General features: G+C 55.7%; 16 protein-coding genes. 12 read left to right on the plus strand and 4 right to left on the minus strand.

Annotated elements, in window-relative coordinates:
- Window positions 1-298 precede the first annotated feature (298 nt).
- Window positions 299-2,125, plus strand: coding sequence for an N-acetylmuramoyl-L-alanine amidase (locus ACWVX6_RS00005; protein ID WP_455152001.1), 1,827 nt, complete (start codon window positions 299-301; stop codon window positions 2,123-2,125).
- 98 nt (window positions 2,126-2,223) lie between these two features.
- Window positions 2,224-2,628 (plus strand): C-GCAxxG-C-C family protein, encoded by a 405-nt coding sequence (locus tag ACWVX6_RS00010; protein WP_455152002.1) that lies wholly within the window; start codon window positions 2,224-2,226, stop codon window positions 2,626-2,628.
- A gap of 162 nt (window positions 2,629-2,790) precedes the next feature.
- On the opposite strand, the gene ACWVX6_RS00015 is transcribed toward ACWVX6_RS00010, so the two are convergent.
- The 3 genes from ACWVX6_RS00015 to ACWVX6_RS00025 form a co-directional block, all read right to left on the minus strand.
- Entirely contained in the window at window positions 2,791-3,357 is a 567-nt protein-coding gene (locus tag ACWVX6_RS00015) for a chromate transporter (protein WP_455152003.1), read from the minus strand.
- Entirely contained in the window at window positions 3,354-3,896 is a 543-nt protein-coding gene (locus ACWVX6_RS00020; protein WP_455152004.1) for a chromate transporter, read from the minus strand. The genes ACWVX6_RS00015 and ACWVX6_RS00020 overlap by 4 nt, the downstream gene beginning before the upstream one ends.
- Before the next feature lie 125 nt (window positions 3,897-4,021).
- The gene (locus ACWVX6_RS00025; RefSeq protein ID WP_118478868.1) at window positions 4,022-4,390 is read right to left on the minus strand and encodes a VOC family protein; all 369 of its coding nucleotides are present in this window, start codon (window positions 4,388-4,390) and stop codon (window positions 4,022-4,024) included.
- 168 nt (window positions 4,391-4,558) lie between these two features.
- Here ACWVX6_RS00025 and ACWVX6_RS00030 point away from each other — a divergent pair, with 168 nt between their 5' ends.
- The 10 genes from ACWVX6_RS00030 to ACWVX6_RS00075 all read left to right on the plus strand — a co-directional run bounded on the left by ACWVX6_RS00030 (window position 4,559) and on the right by ACWVX6_RS00075 (window position 14,480).
- Window positions 4,559-6,559: a DHH family phosphoesterase gene (locus tag ACWVX6_RS00030; RefSeq protein ID WP_455152005.1), complete on the plus strand. Its 2,001-nt coding sequence runs from the start codon at window positions 4,559-4,561 to the stop codon at window positions 6,557-6,559.
- A 64-nt stretch (window positions 6,560-6,623) separates the two neighbouring features.
- Window positions 6,624-7,070 (plus strand): 50S ribosomal protein L9, encoded by a 447-nt coding sequence (gene rplI, locus ACWVX6_RS00035; RefSeq protein WP_110436125.1) that lies wholly within the window; start codon window positions 6,624-6,626, stop codon window positions 7,068-7,070.
- 392 nt (window positions 7,071-7,462) lie between these two features.
- Complete coding sequence (dnaB, locus tag ACWVX6_RS00040) at window positions 7,463-8,830, plus strand: replicative DNA helicase (protein WP_188886039.1); 1,368 nt, start codon at window positions 7,463-7,465, stop codon at window positions 8,828-8,830.
- Between the two features lie 3 nt (window positions 8,831-8,833).
- The gene (tilS, locus tag ACWVX6_RS00045) at window positions 8,834-10,186 is read left to right on the plus strand and encodes a tRNA lysidine(34) synthetase TilS (protein WP_455152006.1); all 1,353 of its coding nucleotides are present in this window, start codon (window positions 8,834-8,836) and stop codon (window positions 10,184-10,186) included.
- Complete coding sequence (gene hpt, locus ACWVX6_RS00050) at window positions 10,176-10,730, plus strand: hypoxanthine phosphoribosyltransferase (RefSeq protein WP_243022094.1); 555 nt, start codon at window positions 10,176-10,178, stop codon at window positions 10,728-10,730. The genes tilS and hpt overlap by 11 nt, the downstream gene beginning before the upstream one ends.
- Before the next feature lie 37 nt (window positions 10,731-10,767).
- Entirely contained in the window at window positions 10,768-12,726 is a 1,959-nt protein-coding gene (ftsH, locus tag ACWVX6_RS00055; protein ID WP_118285015.1) for an ATP-dependent zinc metalloprotease FtsH, read from the plus strand.
- Window positions 12,727-12,877: 151 nt separating this feature from the next.
- Window positions 12,878-13,345 (plus strand): hypothetical protein, encoded by a 468-nt coding sequence (locus ACWVX6_RS00060; RefSeq protein WP_455152007.1) that lies wholly within the window; start codon window positions 12,878-12,880, stop codon window positions 13,343-13,345.
- An 11-nt stretch (window positions 13,346-13,356) separates the two neighbouring features.
- Window positions 13,357-13,812, plus strand: coding sequence for a hypothetical protein (locus ACWVX6_RS00065; RefSeq protein WP_455152008.1), 456 nt, complete (start codon window positions 13,357-13,359; stop codon window positions 13,810-13,812).
- Between the two features lie 12 nt (window positions 13,813-13,824).
- A complete protein-coding gene (locus tag ACWVX6_RS00070) occupies window positions 13,825-14,277 on the plus strand; it encodes a hypothetical protein (protein WP_455152009.1) in 453 nt (150 codons plus the stop codon).
- 2 nt (window positions 14,278-14,279) lie between these two features.
- Entirely contained in the window at window positions 14,280-14,480 is a 201-nt protein-coding gene (locus tag ACWVX6_RS00075; RefSeq protein WP_117490013.1) for a helix-turn-helix transcriptional regulator, read from the plus strand.
- 184 nt (window positions 14,481-14,664) lie between these two features.
- On the opposite strand, the gene ACWVX6_RS00080 is transcribed toward ACWVX6_RS00075, so the two are convergent.
- Window positions 14,665-15,990, minus strand: coding sequence for a sodium-dependent transporter (locus tag ACWVX6_RS00080; RefSeq protein ID WP_455152010.1), 1,326 nt, complete (start codon window positions 15,988-15,990; stop codon window positions 14,665-14,667).
- Window positions 15,991-16,121: the final 131 nt, after the last annotated feature.

Genomic DNA, 16,121 nt, shown 5'->3' on the forward strand with positions numbered 1-16,121 from the left:
AATTTTGTGTCCTGACTTTGTTGCAGTTTCACGGTAATACATCAAGTATTACCGCAAAACTGTGCCTCGTCAGTACGCAAAATTTACTCGCAAATCACTCTTGTTCAATTATGCGGTATTGCCTTAACGAAATATTGTACTTATATGGAATAATCGGGGCATTTGTAATATTACAATGCCCCGGTTTCGTCATATTTCGTTGAAATGTGCCCCGTTTTGTGGTAAAATACCATCAAGAATGCCCGCAGCGGGCATGCAGGAAAGCAACCCATCGGCGAAACAGCATGGAGGTTCAAGAATGCGTTTCAAACGAATGATCGCGGTATTTCTGAGTGCGGCGATATATATGACAGCGGGTGCGGCGGCCGCAGAATTGCCGCAGGATGCTGTGGAGGCAGAAACCACAGCCGTCACGACCGAGACTGCCGCTGAGCGGGATCTGACACAGGATCTGCCGCAGGCGAGAGCAGTCGTCAGCGCGGCAAAGACCACGCACGCGTTTCAGCTTAACGGCAAGGCGGTGACCAATCCGCAGGCGTACTTAATTAACAAGTATAATTATTTCAAGCTGCGCGATGTAGCGTATCTGCTGCGCAACAGCACCGCAGAGTTTGAGGTGGGCTGGGAGAAATCCACCAACGTCATCACCCTGACGACCGGCAAAAATTACACCGCGGTCGGCGGAGAGCTGAACACGAAGGCACTGTCCAGCGCGGCAGGCAAACCCACCACGGCTATCGTCAAGGTGAACGGCAAAAAGGTTTCGTTCGACGGTTACATCATCAACGGAAACAACTACTACAAGATAGCCGATATGGCGGCCGCACTCGGCTTTACGGCGGATTATGACGTACCCAGCCGTACGGTTACGCTCAAAACACCGACACCTGCACCGATTCCGGCTTCGTTCACGACCGGTGTGTACCGCGTCAATGTCAATTCGGCGCTGACCGTGCGCAGCGGTCCGGGCAAAACTTATTCCGAAGTCGGCGAGTACGCCAAGGATGCTCTGGTTATCGTGGACAAGCTGTCGAACGGCTGGGCGCACCTGCTGGACAGCGCAGGCGGCAGCGGCCGTTACTGCAGCGCGGACTATCTGGTGCGCGTAAGGGATTACAATGCGGCGGTCGATAAGCAGACCGAGCCGACTGTCTCCCAGCCGAGCACACCTTCGACGCCGAGCACACCTTCGACGCCGAGTACACCGGTGACTCCTGACGAGCCGACAACGCCGACTGAGCCGACAACGCCGGACACGCCCGCCGAGACATTTACAAGCGGCATGTACCGTGTAACCGTGGATTCCGAGCTGTCTGTTCGCTCGAGCCCGAGCACCTCCGGCACGCTGGTCGGCGTGCTGAAAAACGGCGCGGAAATCGCGGTTGACAGCATTAGCAACGGCTGGGCGCATATTATGGATAACTCTTCGGGCAGCGGCCGCTACTGCAGTGCGGCTTACCTGACGCGCGTGCGCGACTACGTCAGCGGCGACGAGGATAACGATCCGATACAGCCGCCGCGCACCTCGCATATTGACGGCGTGAAGACGGTCATTATCGACCCGGGTCACGGCGGCAGCGATGTCGGCGCGAACAACGGCGGTTCACTCGATGAGAAGCACGTCAACCTGTATGTGGCGCAGTACCTCAAGCAGTACCTTGAGGCAGCCGGTGCAAAGGTTATCATGGTGCGCGATACCCTTGAGGAAGGCAGCGAGCTGACGCTGCGCGGCGCTGTTATGAAACAGTATGCGTCCTCGGCGGACCTGTTCTTCAGTATCCACCACAATGCAGCCAACACCACTGCACGCGGCGCGGAGATCCTGGCGCAGATTGCGGACAAGAACGGCGGACCGACCAAAATTCTGGCGCAGGCGCTGCTCGACGAGTACGAAAAGCTGGGTGTTCCGATTCGCCAGATCGTGTTCCGCGAGGGCAGTCACGGCGATTATTATTACACCAACCGTGCAGCAGCGGCGCTGAATATTCCGGCGCTGACGAGTGAATTCTGTTTCATTGATAACGAGGAGGACCAGAAGTTCATCGACAGTGAGGAGGACTGGCAGAAGCAGGCGCGTGCACAGTGCAATGCGATCCTGTATTATTTCACACAGGTGCAGTATTAAGGCAATACCGCATAATTAAAGCGGCGGTGCCTTAAGTAAACTATAAGTTGACCGCGTCGTTTACGGCGCGGTTTGCTTTGAAAAAGGAGATATTTGTTATGACAGAACGGGCAAAACTGGCACAGGATTTTCACGATCAGGGCTACAACTGCGCACAGGCGGTGGTCTGCGCGTACTGCGATCTGGTTGGTCTGGATAAGGAGACCGCCTATAAAATGTCGGAAGGCTTCGGCTTCGGCATGGGCTGCATGGAGATGTGCGGCGCGCTGAGCGGTGCGTTCATGCTCGCGGGCATGAAGAACAGCGCAGGAGCGGATAAGCCGGGCACGACCAAGGGTCAGACCTATAAGGTCACGAAAATGCTCAAGGAGAAGTTCGAGCAGAAGAACGGCGCGTATCTGTGCCGCGACCTCAAGGGCGTAGCCGACGGCAATGTACGGCGCTCCTGCCCGGGCTGCATTGAGGATGCGTGTGAGCTGATCGAAGCGTATCTCGCAGAGTAAGCAGAATGGAGAATGGACGCAGCGGTTCAATCTTCCGTTTCGTTTTTCACATTTCACAATTACAAACAATAAAAAGGACGCACACTGTGCGTCCTTTTTGTATACGGTTATATCATCACGTTAATTTTCCATTCTCAATTACTGCAATCGTGAAATGTTGCCTTACAGATTAAACACAATGCCGCATACCGCGCCGATCAGGATAAACACGATCGGGTGCAGCTTTTTGAGCTTCCAGATACCGAGCGACAGCACGAGAAAAATAATTATCGCCGGAACATTGATGACCGAGCCGAGACTTGCGATGCCTGACCAGTTTTCCGTATGCAGCAGCGCTGCGACAAACACCTCGAGCATTGCACCGAAGATCAGACCCGCGGACGCCGGACGCAGGCCGTAAAAGCCGTTCTTGACCAGTGGAGAGTCGCGGAACTTATCCAGCGCGCGCGACACCAGAATGATGATGATGACCGACGGCAGCACAAGCGAGCAGGTCGCCATGAGGGCGCCGGGCACACCGGCAGCGTGGAAGCCTGCATAGGTCGCAGAGTTGACACCGAGCGGGCCGGGCGTGGACTCGGACACCGCAATCATGTCCATCAGATCATTCGGCGTGAACCACGGATACCGCAGCGCGATCTGCTTGAGGAACGGCAGGGTCGCCAGTCCGCCGCCGATGGCGAACAGACCGGTCTTGAAAAATTCGAGAAACAGCAGTAAAAAGGTCATGCGCGCTTCCTCCGGACCATACCGATGAGAATACCGGCAGCAGCAGCGATAACGACCATCACAACGGGCGAAACGCCGCAAAATGCGACTGCGATGAACGTAATGAGCAAAATCGCTGCCGTCGGTGCATCAACAACGCCCTTTTTCGCCATTTTCCATACGGATTGCAGCACGAGCGCGCAGACCGCGATGCGGATGCCCGCAAAGGCGTGCTGCACGACCGCAAGGTGCGCGAACTGCTGGATGAATGCGGCGATGATCGAAATGATAACGAGCGACGGCGCGATAACACCGGCGGTGGCCGCAATGCCGCCGAGCGTGCCCTGTGTCTTATAGCCGATGAATGTTGCGGTGTTTACTGCGATGACACCCGGGGTACACTGACCGATGGCGTAGTAGTCCATCAGCTCGTCCTCAGTCGCCCAGCGGCGGTTTTCGACGACTTCGCGCTGCAAAATGGGCAGCATGGCGTAGCCGCCGCCGAATGTGCAGCCGCCGATGCGCGCAAAGGTGAGGAACAAATCGAGGTAAGGATTCAAATAATACAGTCCTTTCGTCAGGAGATAACTTCAATAGTATACACCCGTTGTCGAAAAATGAACAGAATAATCCGGTTAAGAGAATGAAAAAAACGCTCAAAGCAGCAGCTCCAAGCGTTTTCTGTTTACTTTGCGGGAATGACCTCCAGCCAGTAGCCGTCCGGGTCGGAGATAAAATAGATGCCCATTGACGGATTTTCAAAGCAGATGCAGTCCATTTCCTTGTGTTTTGCGTGCGCGGCATCGAAATCATCCACGCGGAAGGCAAGGTGGAACTCGTTGTCACCGAGGTTGTACGGCTTGTCCCAGTCGCGCAGCCACGTCAGCTCGAGCAGATGCGGCGTTACGCCATCGGTCAGGTATACAATAATGAAGCTGCCGTCCGGTGCGTTGATGCGGCTGGATTCGGTCAGACCGAGAGCCTCCTTATAAAAAGAAAGCGAGCGGTCCAGATCGCGGACATTAAAATTGTTGTGTGCAAACGAAAATTGCATAATGATATCCTCCTGATTGCGAATCTACGGTTACTGTACCATGAAGCCGCAGAAATTGCAAGCGGACGGCGAAAAGATACAAAACCGGTTTGCATTTAGTGTTGAAATTTCTACAATGGCTTGCTATAATTAGGTTGAATATTTGCGTCCCAAAAAGGAGGCAGGGGTTTGAAAAAGAGATTACAGAATATGCTGGCTCCCAACAGCGTAATTTTTTATGTGCTGTTTTTCCTGTTTGCAGTCGTGGGACTTTATTTCTCCCGCGTGTACGGTGCGGCAGGTATTGTGGTGTGCATCATCCTGCGGATTGTTTCGCTGCGCATGAATGCGGCACGGCGGCGGCAGGTGCAGGAGCTGATGAACAACATCGAGGTAGACGGCGGAGAGATCCGTCCGGCGGTGACACGCTCGCCGCTGCCGACAGCTGTTGCGCTGGCTACCACGGGCGAGATCGTATGGGCGAATGACGCATTTGCGGAAATCAGCGGTCGGGGGACTGCGGTAAGCGGCGTTCGCATGGGCGAGATCGCACCGACGTTTGAGACCGGCTGGCTCATCAAGGGACAGACCGCGTTCCCGGGAGAGCTTGGCATTGGCAAGCGGCAGTACCATGTATTCGGCAGTATGGTGCAGAGCGGTGCGGGACAACTGATGATGCTGCATTTCATCGACTGCACCGAGTTTGTCCGTCTGCGGGATGCGGCTGAGACTACCCGTCCGGCTATCGCGGTTATCGCAATCGACAACTACGAGGAGCTGGTCAAGAACACCACCGACTCGGAAAAATCCAACATTCTGGCGGGCATTGACAAACGTCTGTTTGCCTGGGTGAAGGACTCGAGCGCCGTACTGCGCAAGTACGACCGCGACAAGTATATCTTCGTGATCGAAAACGCTGAGCTGGACAAGCTGGTTGCGCGCAAGTTCTCCGTTCTGCAGGAGGTGCGCGAAATTGAGAACCACGAGGGCGTTGTAGCTACCCTGTCCATCGGTATCGGCCGCGACGGTGAAACGCTTGCGGAAAGCTATCGGTTTGCCGGACTCGCTGTCGACATGGCGCTGTCCCGCGGCGGCGACCAGGCGGTTATCAAGAATAAATTTAACTTTGCCTTCTTCGGCGGATTGAGCGAGGAAGTCGAGAAGCGCACCAAGGTCAAGAGCCGCGTGGTTGCAAACGCACTCAGCCAGCTGATCCGCGACTCGTCTCAGGTGTTGGTCATGGGCCACAAGAACAGCGATATGGACGCCATCGGCGCTGCTGCCGGTATGGTCTGTGCCGCGCGCGTCAAGGGCAGACCGGTGCACATTGTTGTGGACCGTCAGCACACCATGGCAAATGACCTGATCGAACGGCTGGAAACCCAGTCTGAGTACAAGGGCGTGTTCATCAGCGCCGAGGATGCGATGATTGCGTGCGATTTCAACACGCTGCTCATCGTGGTGGACGTAAACCGTCCCGGCTATGTGGAGAGCGCGGCGCTGCTCGAATCCATCAACAAGATCGCAGTCATTGACCATCACCGCCGTGCGGCGGATTATATCGAGAACGCAGTCGTATCCCTGCACGAGCCGTATGCGTCGTCCGCATCCGAGCTGGTCAGCGAGCTGCTGCAGTATCTTGTGCCGACCAGCGGCATTCTCACCTGCGAGGCGGAAGCCATGCTGGCGGGTATTTATCTGGATACCAAGGGCTTTGCAACGCGTACCGGCGTCCGCACATTTGAGGCGGCAGCGTATCTGCGCCGCGCAGGTGCGGAGTCGAGCGATGTCAAGCGCCTGTTCCAGTCCAGCTTTGACCAGTATATGGAACGTCAGAAGCTGATCTCGTCCGCGCGCAACTGCGGTCAGGGCGTTATCTTCGCTATCACTGGCGAGGAGGTAGACCGTATTGCGGCCGCACAGGCAGCAGACGAGCTGCTGTCCATCATCGGCACACATGCAAGCGTTGTTGCGTTCCGCAGCGGCGATGATATGGCGGTTTCCGCTCGTGCGGCAGGCCACGTCAATGTGCAGCTGCTGATGGAACGACTCGGCGGCGGCGGCAACCATTCGGCGGCCGGTGCACAGCTGAAGAATACTACGCCGGAGGAGGCCGACAAGCTGATCACGGATGCCATTCGCGGCTACTTCGACGATCAGCGGACCGAAAAGCAGGACGACAATAAATAAAACCGAAAAGCAGGCGAAGCTGTTCGCCGCATTCGATATAGCAAACACAAAAGGAGTAATCACCATGAAAGTAATTCTTAAGGCCGACGTTAAGGGCAAGGGCAAAAAGGGCGAGCTGATCGAGGTCAGCGAGGGCTACGGCCGCAACTTCCTGATGCCGCGCGGTCTGGCAGAGCCGGCAACCGCGGATAACCTGAACGTTAAGAAGGCGCAGGATGAGGCACACGCACGCAAGATCGCACTCGAGCAGCAGGCAGCCCGCGAGGCAGCCGAGAAGCTCAAGGAGAGCCCGGTAAAGGTTCCGGCCAAGGGCGGCACGGGCGGCCGTCTGTTCGGCGCTGTTACCTCCAAGGAAATCGCTGAGGAGCTGAACAAGCAGTACGGTCTGAACGTACCGAAGCAGAAGATCGTGCTCGAGGAGCCGATCAAGACCTTCGGTGTACACCGTGTAAAGGCAAAGCTGTATCAGGATATCGCAGGCGAGATTCTGGTGCAGGTAGTCGAGGCGTAACCTGCACCTATAGGGGGTATCCAATACCCCCTATATACGCCGGTCGGTTCCGGAGAAACCGACCGGCGATACCCCCGGACGCGCTCCAAGAGCGCTGGGTCGGGGTGTAAAAAGTCACGCGCATGTCGCGACTTTTTACGGACACGGCAATGCCGTGTCCTATTTCATGCCGTGCGTGAAACGCACGGTCGCGGCCGCGGCCGCTATCCTTGCGCGACTTCTTGGTCGCGCTGCGGGCCAATGACTCGGTTTTCCGTTTGGAAAACCTGTCATGTGGTTGCGCTTTGCAAGCAAAGCGGGATTTGATTGACGCAGGCTATGCCTGCGTTGTCATTTTTCGTTCTTCATTCTCAATTCTCCATTTTAATTTTTTAGCGGAGGGAGGTAAGTAAGTGCCCGACGAACTTTTAATGCGGCAGGTGCCGCAGGATCTGACTGCGGAGCAGTCGCTTTTAGGCGCGATGCTGGTCGATCCGAACTGCATTCCCGAGGTCATCGAGCAGGTGCGCGCCGATGATTTTTACGCGGAAGAAAACAAGCGCATCTTCGAGACCATCTACTCGATGTTCAACGGTGCACAGCGCATTGACCCGGTAACCGTTCTGGATATGCTCACGCGCATGGGCTACTACGACGAGGCCGGCGGCCGCGCGTATCTCTTTCAGCTGATGGAGGTCACGCCGGGTGCGCGGAACGTCAACGAGTACGTCCGCATCGTGCGTGACAAGAGCCTGCTGCGCCAGTTGGCGGACGCGGGCAGCGAGATTCAGCAGAACGCCCTCGAAGCCCACGGTGAAGCCTCCGGCATTGCCGAGCTGGCGGAGCAGCGTATTTACAGCATCCGTCAGGGACGTGAAATTAAGGGTCTGTCACGGCTTTCTGAGGTTATCGCGGATCTGTATACCGAACTGGACGAGCGCGCCCGGTCGGACAGTGAAATTCCCGGCATGTCCACCGGATTCCATGCATTGGACACGGCGCTGACCGGTCTCAATAAATCCGACCTGATTCTCATTGCGGCACGACCCGGCATGGGCAAGACCGCGTTTGCGCTCAATGTGGCGCTCAATGCGGCTAAGGCAAGTGTCAAGAATAAGGAGCGCGGCGACAAAAAGGGCACCGGCGTGTGCGTGTTCCAGCTTGAGATGGGCAAGGAACAGCTGGCCAGCCGTTTCCTGTCGAGTGAGGCGCTCATTGAGTCGCAGAAGCTGAAAACCGGCAATCTGGACGGTGACGACTGGGTAAAGATCGCGCGTGCGTCCGGCGTACTGGCAGGACTGAATATCTATGTGGACGACAATCCGGCCATCACGGTTGCGGAGATCAAGGCGAAATGCCGCAGACTGGGTGACGAACTCGGTCTGATCGTCATCGACTATCTGCAGCTGATGCACGTCGGCGGCCGTCACATGGATAATCGTGTGCAGGAGGTCGCAGAGATTTCACGTTCGCTGAAAATTATGGCGAAGGAACTCAATGTTCCGGTCGTGTGTCTGTCGCAGCTGTCGCGTGCGTCCGAGCAGCGCTCGGATAAGCGACCGATGCTGTCCGACCTGCGAGAGTCCGGCGCGATCGAGCAGGATGCCGACATCGTTATGTTTATTTACCGCGATGATTACTACGATGACGAGAGCGAGAACAAAAATATCGCAGAGATCATCATTGCGAAGAACCGCCACGGTGCGACCGGCACCATTGAGCTGCAGTGGGTCGGTCAGTATACCACGTTCTCCAACCCGGACCGCATTCACGAGGAGTAAGCCATGCTGGATACGGTAAAACGAACGATTTCCGACTATACGATGCTCGAAACCGGCGAAAATGTGCTTGTCGCCCTGTCCGGCGGCGCAGATTCTGTAGCGCTTCTGCTGAGTCTGCGCGAGCTGGGGTATCCTGTGCGGGCGTTTCACCTCAACCACTGTCTGCGCGGTGCAGAGTCTGACCGGGACGAAGCCTTCTGCCGCAGGCTGTGTGACAGGCTCGGCGTGGAACTGGCGGTCGAGCGCGTGGACATAGCCGCTGCCGCAGGCGATTCCGCGGTGGAGGAGACTGCGCGGCGTATTCGCTATGCACGGCTGAAGCATGCCGCACACGGAGCCAAAATCGCGGTGGCGCACAATGCGGACGACAATCTGGAGACCATGCTGTTCCATTTGGTGCGCGGCACAGGTGCGAAAGGTCTCACGGGCATTCCGCCGGTGCGCGGACGCATCATTCGGCCTCTCATCGAGGTCGAACGGCGGGAAATCGAAGCCTTTCTGCGCGAGCGCGGACAGGATTTCGTCACGGACAGCACGAACGCGGATACAGTTTACACGCGCAACCGCCTCCGTCAAGAGGTCGTTCCCGTTCTGCGGGAATTGAATCCGCAGGCGGTGCAGGCGGCAGCACGGCTTTCGCGTCAGCTTCGGCAGGACGAGACTTGCCTACAGAGTTATGCACAGACCTGTGTACAGCTTTGTGCAGCCGGGAACGGCGCATGGAAGATTCAGCCTCTGCGGGAGGCCGCATCGGCGGTTCGCAGCCGAGCATTGCGTCTGCTGCTCGAAAACGCGGATATGCCGCTCAAAGACGTAACCGCAAAGCATATTTCAGCGCTCGAGCATTTGTTGGAAACCGCGTCTCCGTCTGCGGAAACCGATTTACCGAACGGCTGTTTCGCAAGACGTGAATATGACGTTCTGCGCATCATTCCCAAGGCGGAAACCGCAGTCGAGCGGCCGGAAATCCCGTTTACCGTACCATTCGCAGGGATGATCTGGAAGGACACGGTAAGGCTGACTGCAAAGAAATTAGAAAAATCCGAAGTTTTTTACAAAACATTCAATACTTTTTGTCTGGATTGTGGTACAATAGATTTTGAATCGCTGTGTGTTCGCACACGACGCACCGGAGACACTCTGCGGCTGACCGAAAACGGCGGCAGCAGATCGCTCAAAAAGCTGATGATCGACCGAAAGATTCCGCGCTATATGCGGAATGCGATGGCCGTTATCGCGGATAAAAACGGTGTGATCGCGGTGCAGGATATCGGTGCGGACTGCAGCAGAACAGCCAAAAATAACGCAAATACACTGCAGATTACAGTAAAGGGGTTATCAAAAAATGGCTTATAATATGCGAGATGACATCAAGGAAGTTTACTTTACCGAGGAGCAGCTTCACGAAAAGGTAGCAGAGCTGGGTGCGCGTATCACGGAGGATTACCGCGATAAGAACCCGCTGATCGTCAGTGTGCTCAAGGGCTCCTATGTGTTCATGGCCGACCTGACCCGTGCCATTGATACGCCGTGCAACGTGGATTTTATGGTCGTATCCAGCTACGGCAAGGGCACCAAGACCTCCGGCGAGGTGCAGATTATCAAGGATATCGCACAGCCGATCGACGGCCGCGACCTGCTGATCGTGGAGGATATTCTGGATTCCGGCGTAACGCTGCACTATCTCATGCAGATTCTGGCAGCACGCGGTGCGAACTCCATCCGCCTGTGCACGCTGCTCTCCAAGCCGGAGCGCCGCAAGATCAACGTCGATGTGGATTACCTCGGCTTTGAGATTCCGGACGAGTTCGTAGTCGGCTACGGTCTCGACTACGCGGAAAAGTATCGCAATCTGCCGTATATCGGTGTACTTAAGCCGTATGTTTACGGCGGCGAGTAATTTAGGGAAGAGGTGTTAAACCGATTTGAAAGGCAAAATGAAAGGCTTCGGCCTTTACCTGATCATACTGGTGTGCCTGTTGGCGGGCGTCAGCTATGTGGTCAGCCAGACACAGCAGACAGAAACGCTGTCCTATAATCAGATCTACAACTATTTTATGGATGGCGATGTTGACCAGTACGACGTGGACGACACCACGCTGACCATGCATCTGAAAAAGGAAAACCGGACGTACACCTACGATCTGGGTGACTACAGAAGCGTGTTCTATAACGATCTGGGCGAGACCATTCAGCAGCAGATGCGGGATGGCACGCTGACCAAGGTCGATTACCGCACGGCGACCATTCCGTGGTGGGCACAGTTCCTGCCGTATGTGATCCTGATCGTGCTGCTGATCGCGTTCTGGTACTTTATGATGAACAAGCAGTCCGGCGGCGGAGCAGGTCCGATGCAGTTTGGCAAGGCCCGTGCAAAGCTGGCGCAGGACGATAAGCGCAAGGTCACCTTCAATGATGTGGCAGGCGCGGACGAGGAAAAGGCCGAGCTGCAGGAAATCGTCGAGTTCCTCAAGAATCCGCAGAAGTTCGTGCAGATCGGCGCGCGTATTCCGAAGGGCGTGCTGCTGGTCGGTCCTCCGGGCACCGGTAAAACCCTGATCGCGCGTGCGGTTGCAGGCGAGGCGGGCGTACCGTTCCTGTCTATTTCGGGTTCGGACTTCGTTGAGCTGTACGTCGGTGTCGGCGCATCGCGTGTGCGCGACCTGTTCGAGCAGGCCAAGAAGAACGCGCCGGCTATCGTGTTCATCGACGAGATCGATGCAGTAGGCCGTCAGCGCGGCGCAGGTCTCGGCGGCGGCCATGACGAGCGCGAGCAGACCTTGAACCAACTGCTCGTTGAGATGGACGGCTTTGGTGCAAACGAGGGCGTTATCGTCATCGCAGCCACCAACCGCAAGGATATTCTGGATAACGCACTGCTGCGTCCGGGCCGTTTTGACCGTCAGGTCTATGTCGGCGCACCGGATGTCAAGGGTCGTGAGGCTGTCCTCAAGGTACATGCCCGCAACAAGCAGTTCGACCCGGATGTCAAGTTCTCTGAAATTGCCAAGACGACCGCCGGCTTCACCGGTGCAGACCTTGAAAACCTGCTCAATGAGGCAGCGCTGCTTGCGGCACGCCGCAACAAGAAGCTGATCTCGCAGGAGGAGATCGAGGAGTCGCTGCTCAAGGTCGTAATGGGCGTGGAGAAGAAGAGCCACATCATCAACGAGCACGACAAGCGCCTGACCGCGTACCACGAGGCCGGTCACGCGATCTGCTTCCACGTTCTGCCGACGCAGGATCCGGTACACCACGTTACCATTATCCCGCGTTCGTCCGGCGCAGGCGGCTTTACCATGCCGCTGCCGGAGGAGGATCAGGCATACCGCACCAAGAAGTATATGGAGGAGTATATCATCGTTTGTCTGGGCGGCCGCGTGGCCGAGCAGCTGACGATGGAGGATATCTCCACCGGTGCTTATGGCGATATCAAGCAGGCAACCCAGATGGCCCGCGCCATGGTCACCAGCTACGGCATGAGCGAGCGTATCGGCCCGATCGACTACGGCTCGGATAATGGCGAGGTGTTCCTCGGCCGCGATCTGGCAGCCGGCAAGGGCTATTCTGAGGTTAAGGCGGCGGAGATCGACGACGAGATTCACCGCATTATCGAGCACGCATATCACGCCTGTGAAAAGCTGCTGAGCGAGCACATGGACGAGATGAAGCGCGTTGCCGAGTATCTCATCCGCAACGAAACGATGGACGGCGAGACCTTTGTTAAGGTCTATAACGGCGAAATCGTTCCGGATAAGATCGTCGGTGAGGATCTGATGACCGAGCTGCAGCAGGAGCTGCACGCCAAGGTAAGCAAGCCTGCGGAATCCGCAGAGGAGCTTGCCAAGGTTGAAGAAGCCGAAAAGGATCTCGACCCGGATAAGCAGGATCAGTAAATATTCACAAAACCCCACAGGAAATTCTGTGGGGTTTTTCCTTGCCTGAAATGTCAAACATTCTTGACATTTTGCTGTCCGCCTGTTATCTTTAAGATGTAAAGAGAACTTTACATTTTAGCGAACGGCATCAAGGGTAGGAGGTGCTTTTATGCGGTGGAATTTGTACACATCAGCCGAGAAAATGCAGGTATTGTGGGTCTGCATCGGCTTGCCGGTGCTTCTGCTGGCGGCATGGCTGGTAAAAGACTGGATGGATGCCGGAAGATCGAAAAAGGCCCGCAGGACCGCCAAAGCACTCGGCAGCAAGACCGATGAGATGGAGCACGCCATCATCACACAGGCACAGGCGGTCGCATATCGGGTGACGCAGGCGGGAATCCTGGCGTGCCTGTATTATCGCCTGCTGATAAAAGGGCAGGCGGCAATGGAGTTGTGTGCGCTGCTGGTCGTGTCCGGCATGGTGGAGGCGGCTATTATGCTTGTGCAGACGTTCCGCAAAGCAAAGGACGACGAGGAGCATCCGCCGAGACTGACTTTCCTTATCGCAAAGCTGATGTTCTGTGCGGTGCTGATCGGATTGGCCATCGGAATGACGGTTCTAACGCAAAACTGGTAGGAGGTGCGCTTATGAGCTGGGATATGTACGATATGACACAGAAGGTGCAGGTTGTTATGGTTGCGATTGTGCTGCCGCTGGTCATTCTTGCAGCGAGCCTGTGGCACGACTGGGTAGAAGAAGGACAATCGCCGCGAGCGAGAAAAATCATGAAGGACTGGAAATGGAATATCGATGAGATGGCGCACGCCGTCAATGTGAAGGGTCGCTTGATTGGCTACCGTGTGCTGCAGGCCGGTGTTATCATTTATCTTGGTTACAGCCGCTTTTTCTGTGATTATCGCTCGATTGAACTCAGTGTCCTGGCAATCGTGTCCATTGTTGCTGAGGTGCTGTTTATTATCATCAAAACCATTCGCAATATGGCGGGCGATGAGGATAAAACGCAAATGTGGAAACAGATGGGACACAGTGTGTTCAATAATCTGATGTATCTGTGGATTGTGGTGAAGGTTTTCTGGATGTAGGGAGGTGCACCTATGTTTACAACCGAAACCGGTATAGGCGTGGTCGTAATGGTCGTTTTTGCGGTATTCTGGCTGGCTTTTATGCTCTGGGAGGACTGGGGACAGGCCGGAAAGACTGCTCGTGCACGCGCTTCCGCGAAGGCTAATGGCTGGGAGCAGGACGAAATGCAGAACACGATCACACGCAATGGTGCGATTATCGCCTACCGCTTGATGACGGTCGGGCTGTTTGTGGTGATGCTGGTGGATATCATTGCATTCGGTAAAAATGTGAGCGAGTTTGCGATTCTATGGTTCGTGTGCATGGTGTTCGAGGGTGTTTACAGAACAATCGCGACCTACCGTGCCGCAAAAGACGGCGAGGAAAATCCGCCGTCTAAAAGTGCGCTCGCCGGGGATATTGTAAAGCGTATTTTCATTCCGGTCGTGATATTCGCAGATTTGATATGGAAGTTCTGGCGCTGAAGATGAAGAACAACATTAAAGAACTCCGCAAGGCGCGCGGCCTGCGGCAGGAGGACATGGCAAAGCTGCTCGGGGTATCGCGGCAGACCATCGTGGCGATGGAGAACGATAAGTATGACCCGACCCTCGAGCTGGCGATTAAAACCGCGCGGCTTCTGGAACAGCCGGTGGAGAGTATATTCTTCCTCGATGAAGAATCGTAATTGAGAATTGAAAATGGAGAATGAAGTGCGATGGCATACCTCGATTCTGGGCGGCCAATGGCCGCCCCTGCGGGTACACGTTTGCAAATGGTTCGGAAAATGCAATCTTTACGTTCATTTTCCATTCTGCATTCCTGCATGAAAAAAGGACTTCCCGCAGGAAGTCCTTTTTTATAGCACGGATTTATCCAATACCGCCCGGGATAATAAAGCTGAAGAATACGACGAGTGCGGCAAGGAAGATATACACATATTTCGCAAGCGGCGCAAACGCGCGGCTGAGCGGCTTGCTGCGGCCGTTCATCAGCTCTTGCTCCATCTTGTCGATGCCGAGCACCCAGTACGCCATAACCGCACCGAGGATTGCACCGATCGGCACGACGTAAATGGTGATAACGTCCATCAGCGTACCCATGAGCGTATCGCGCTCGATAAACAGGCCAACCGCCAATGCGGCGCCGCACGACAGCAGGACAGCGGCCTTTCGGCTCAGCTTGAGGCGCGTCTGCGCGGCTTCAGAGACTGCTTCCAGCATGTTCGCCAGTGAGGTAATGCCCGCGAACAGCACGGAAATAAAGAAGAAGAACGCGAACAGACGGCCGAACGGCATCTGCTGGAATACACGCGGCAGGGTGATGAACAGCAGCTTGGGGCCGGAGGCCGGGTCCAGACCGAACGCGAACACGCTCGGCAGGATAGCGAAGCCAGCCAGCATAGCGGCGCAGGTGTCGAGCACAGCGGTCATGCACGACGAATGTACAACATCCTCATTTCTCGGCAGGTAAGAGCCGTAAATGATCATGCCCGAGCCGGTGATCGACAGCGAGAAGAACGCCTGACCCATCGCCATGATCCATGTGCGCGGGTTGAACAGGTATTCCCACTGCGGTACGAGCAGGTATTTGTAGCCTTCGATCGCATTCGGCAGGAAGGCTACGCGGACAGCAATAATGATGAACAGGATGAAGAATGCGGGCATCATCACCTTGTTGATCTTTTCAATGCCGCCGGACACGCCGAAGATCAGCACAGCCGCCGTCAGCAGGATAACCAGGGTGTGCCACGGCACACTGGAAAAATTCGTGCTGCTCATTTCCGTGAAGAACTGCTCCGGTTCGGTGCTCATCAGCGAGCCGGTCAGTGCACCGAACGCGCTCCGCAGCACCCAGCCGACGATGATGGCGTAGCCGATGGCGATACCGAGCGAGCCGAGCAGAGGAATCGTACCGAGGATGGCGCCGCCCTTTTTACCGCGGGACTTCATCGCAAATTCATACGAGCCGATCGGACCTGTGCCGGTCATACGGCCGAAGGCGAACTCGCCGGACAGGCCGACATAGCCGAACAGTGCGATAAACAGCAGGTAGGGGATTAAAAAAGCCGCGCCGCCGTATTGACCGGTGCGGTAAGGGAACATCCAGATGTTGCCCATGCCGACCGCAGAGCCGACCGCCGCCAGCACAAAGCCGATTTTTGAGGTAAAGGTTCCGTTTTCGTTTTTCTGATGCATAATAAAACTCTCCGATTGTTTACAGATGTAAACATAGTATAACACAAAATAAAGCAAAAAGCCACTTACACTTTTCACAGGAAAAGCGGGAGCTTTTGACAGAAGTAACAAAACACTCGTCGGAATTTAGG

It is taken from the genome of Butyricicoccus sp. (assembly GCF_977037065.1).

What these genes read in the sequence shown, in the direction of transcription:
- ACWVX6_RS00005 (WP_455152001.1), top strand. Translation starts at nt 299, where the DNA reads ATGCGTTTCAAACGAATGATCGCGGTATTTCTGAGTGCGGCGATATAT.
- ACWVX6_RS00010 (WP_455152002.1), top strand. Translation starts at nt 2,224, where the DNA reads ATGACAGAACGGGCAAAACTGGCACAGGATTTTCACGATCAGGGCTAC.
- ACWVX6_RS00015 (WP_455152003.1), bottom strand. Translation starts at nt 3,357, where the DNA reads ATGACCTTTTTACTGCTGTTTCTCGAATTTTTCAAGACCGGTCTGTTC.
- ACWVX6_RS00025 (WP_118478868.1), bottom strand. Translation starts at nt 4,390, where the DNA reads ATGCAATTTTCGTTTGCACACAACAATTTTAATGTCCGCGATCTGGAC.
- rplI (WP_110436125.1), top strand. Translation starts at nt 6,624, where the DNA reads ATGAAAGTAATTCTTAAGGCCGACGTTAAGGGCAAGGGCAAAAAGGGC.
- tilS (WP_455152006.1), top strand. Translation starts at nt 8,834, where the DNA reads ATGCTGGATACGGTAAAACGAACGATTTCCGACTATACGATGCTCGAA.
- hpt (WP_243022094.1), top strand. Translation starts at nt 10,176, where the DNA reads ATGGCTTATAATATGCGAGATGACATCAAGGAAGTTTACTTTACCGAG.
- ftsH (WP_118285015.1), top strand. Translation starts at nt 10,768, where the DNA reads ATGAAAGGCTTCGGCCTTTACCTGATCATACTGGTGTGCCTGTTGGCG.
- ACWVX6_RS00060 (WP_455152007.1), top strand. Translation starts at nt 12,878, where the DNA reads ATGCGGTGGAATTTGTACACATCAGCCGAGAAAATGCAGGTATTGTGG.
- ACWVX6_RS00065 (WP_455152008.1), top strand. Translation starts at nt 13,357, where the DNA reads ATGAGCTGGGATATGTACGATATGACACAGAAGGTGCAGGTTGTTATG.
- ACWVX6_RS00070 (WP_455152009.1), top strand. Translation starts at nt 13,825, where the DNA reads ATGTTTACAACCGAAACCGGTATAGGCGTGGTCGTAATGGTCGTTTTT.
- ACWVX6_RS00075 (WP_117490013.1), top strand. Translation starts at nt 14,280, where the DNA reads ATGAAGAACAACATTAAAGAACTCCGCAAGGCGCGCGGCCTGCGGCAG.
- ACWVX6_RS00080 (WP_455152010.1), bottom strand. Translation starts at nt 15,990, where the DNA reads ATGCATCAGAAAAACGAAAACGGAACCTTTACCTCAAAAATCGGCTTT.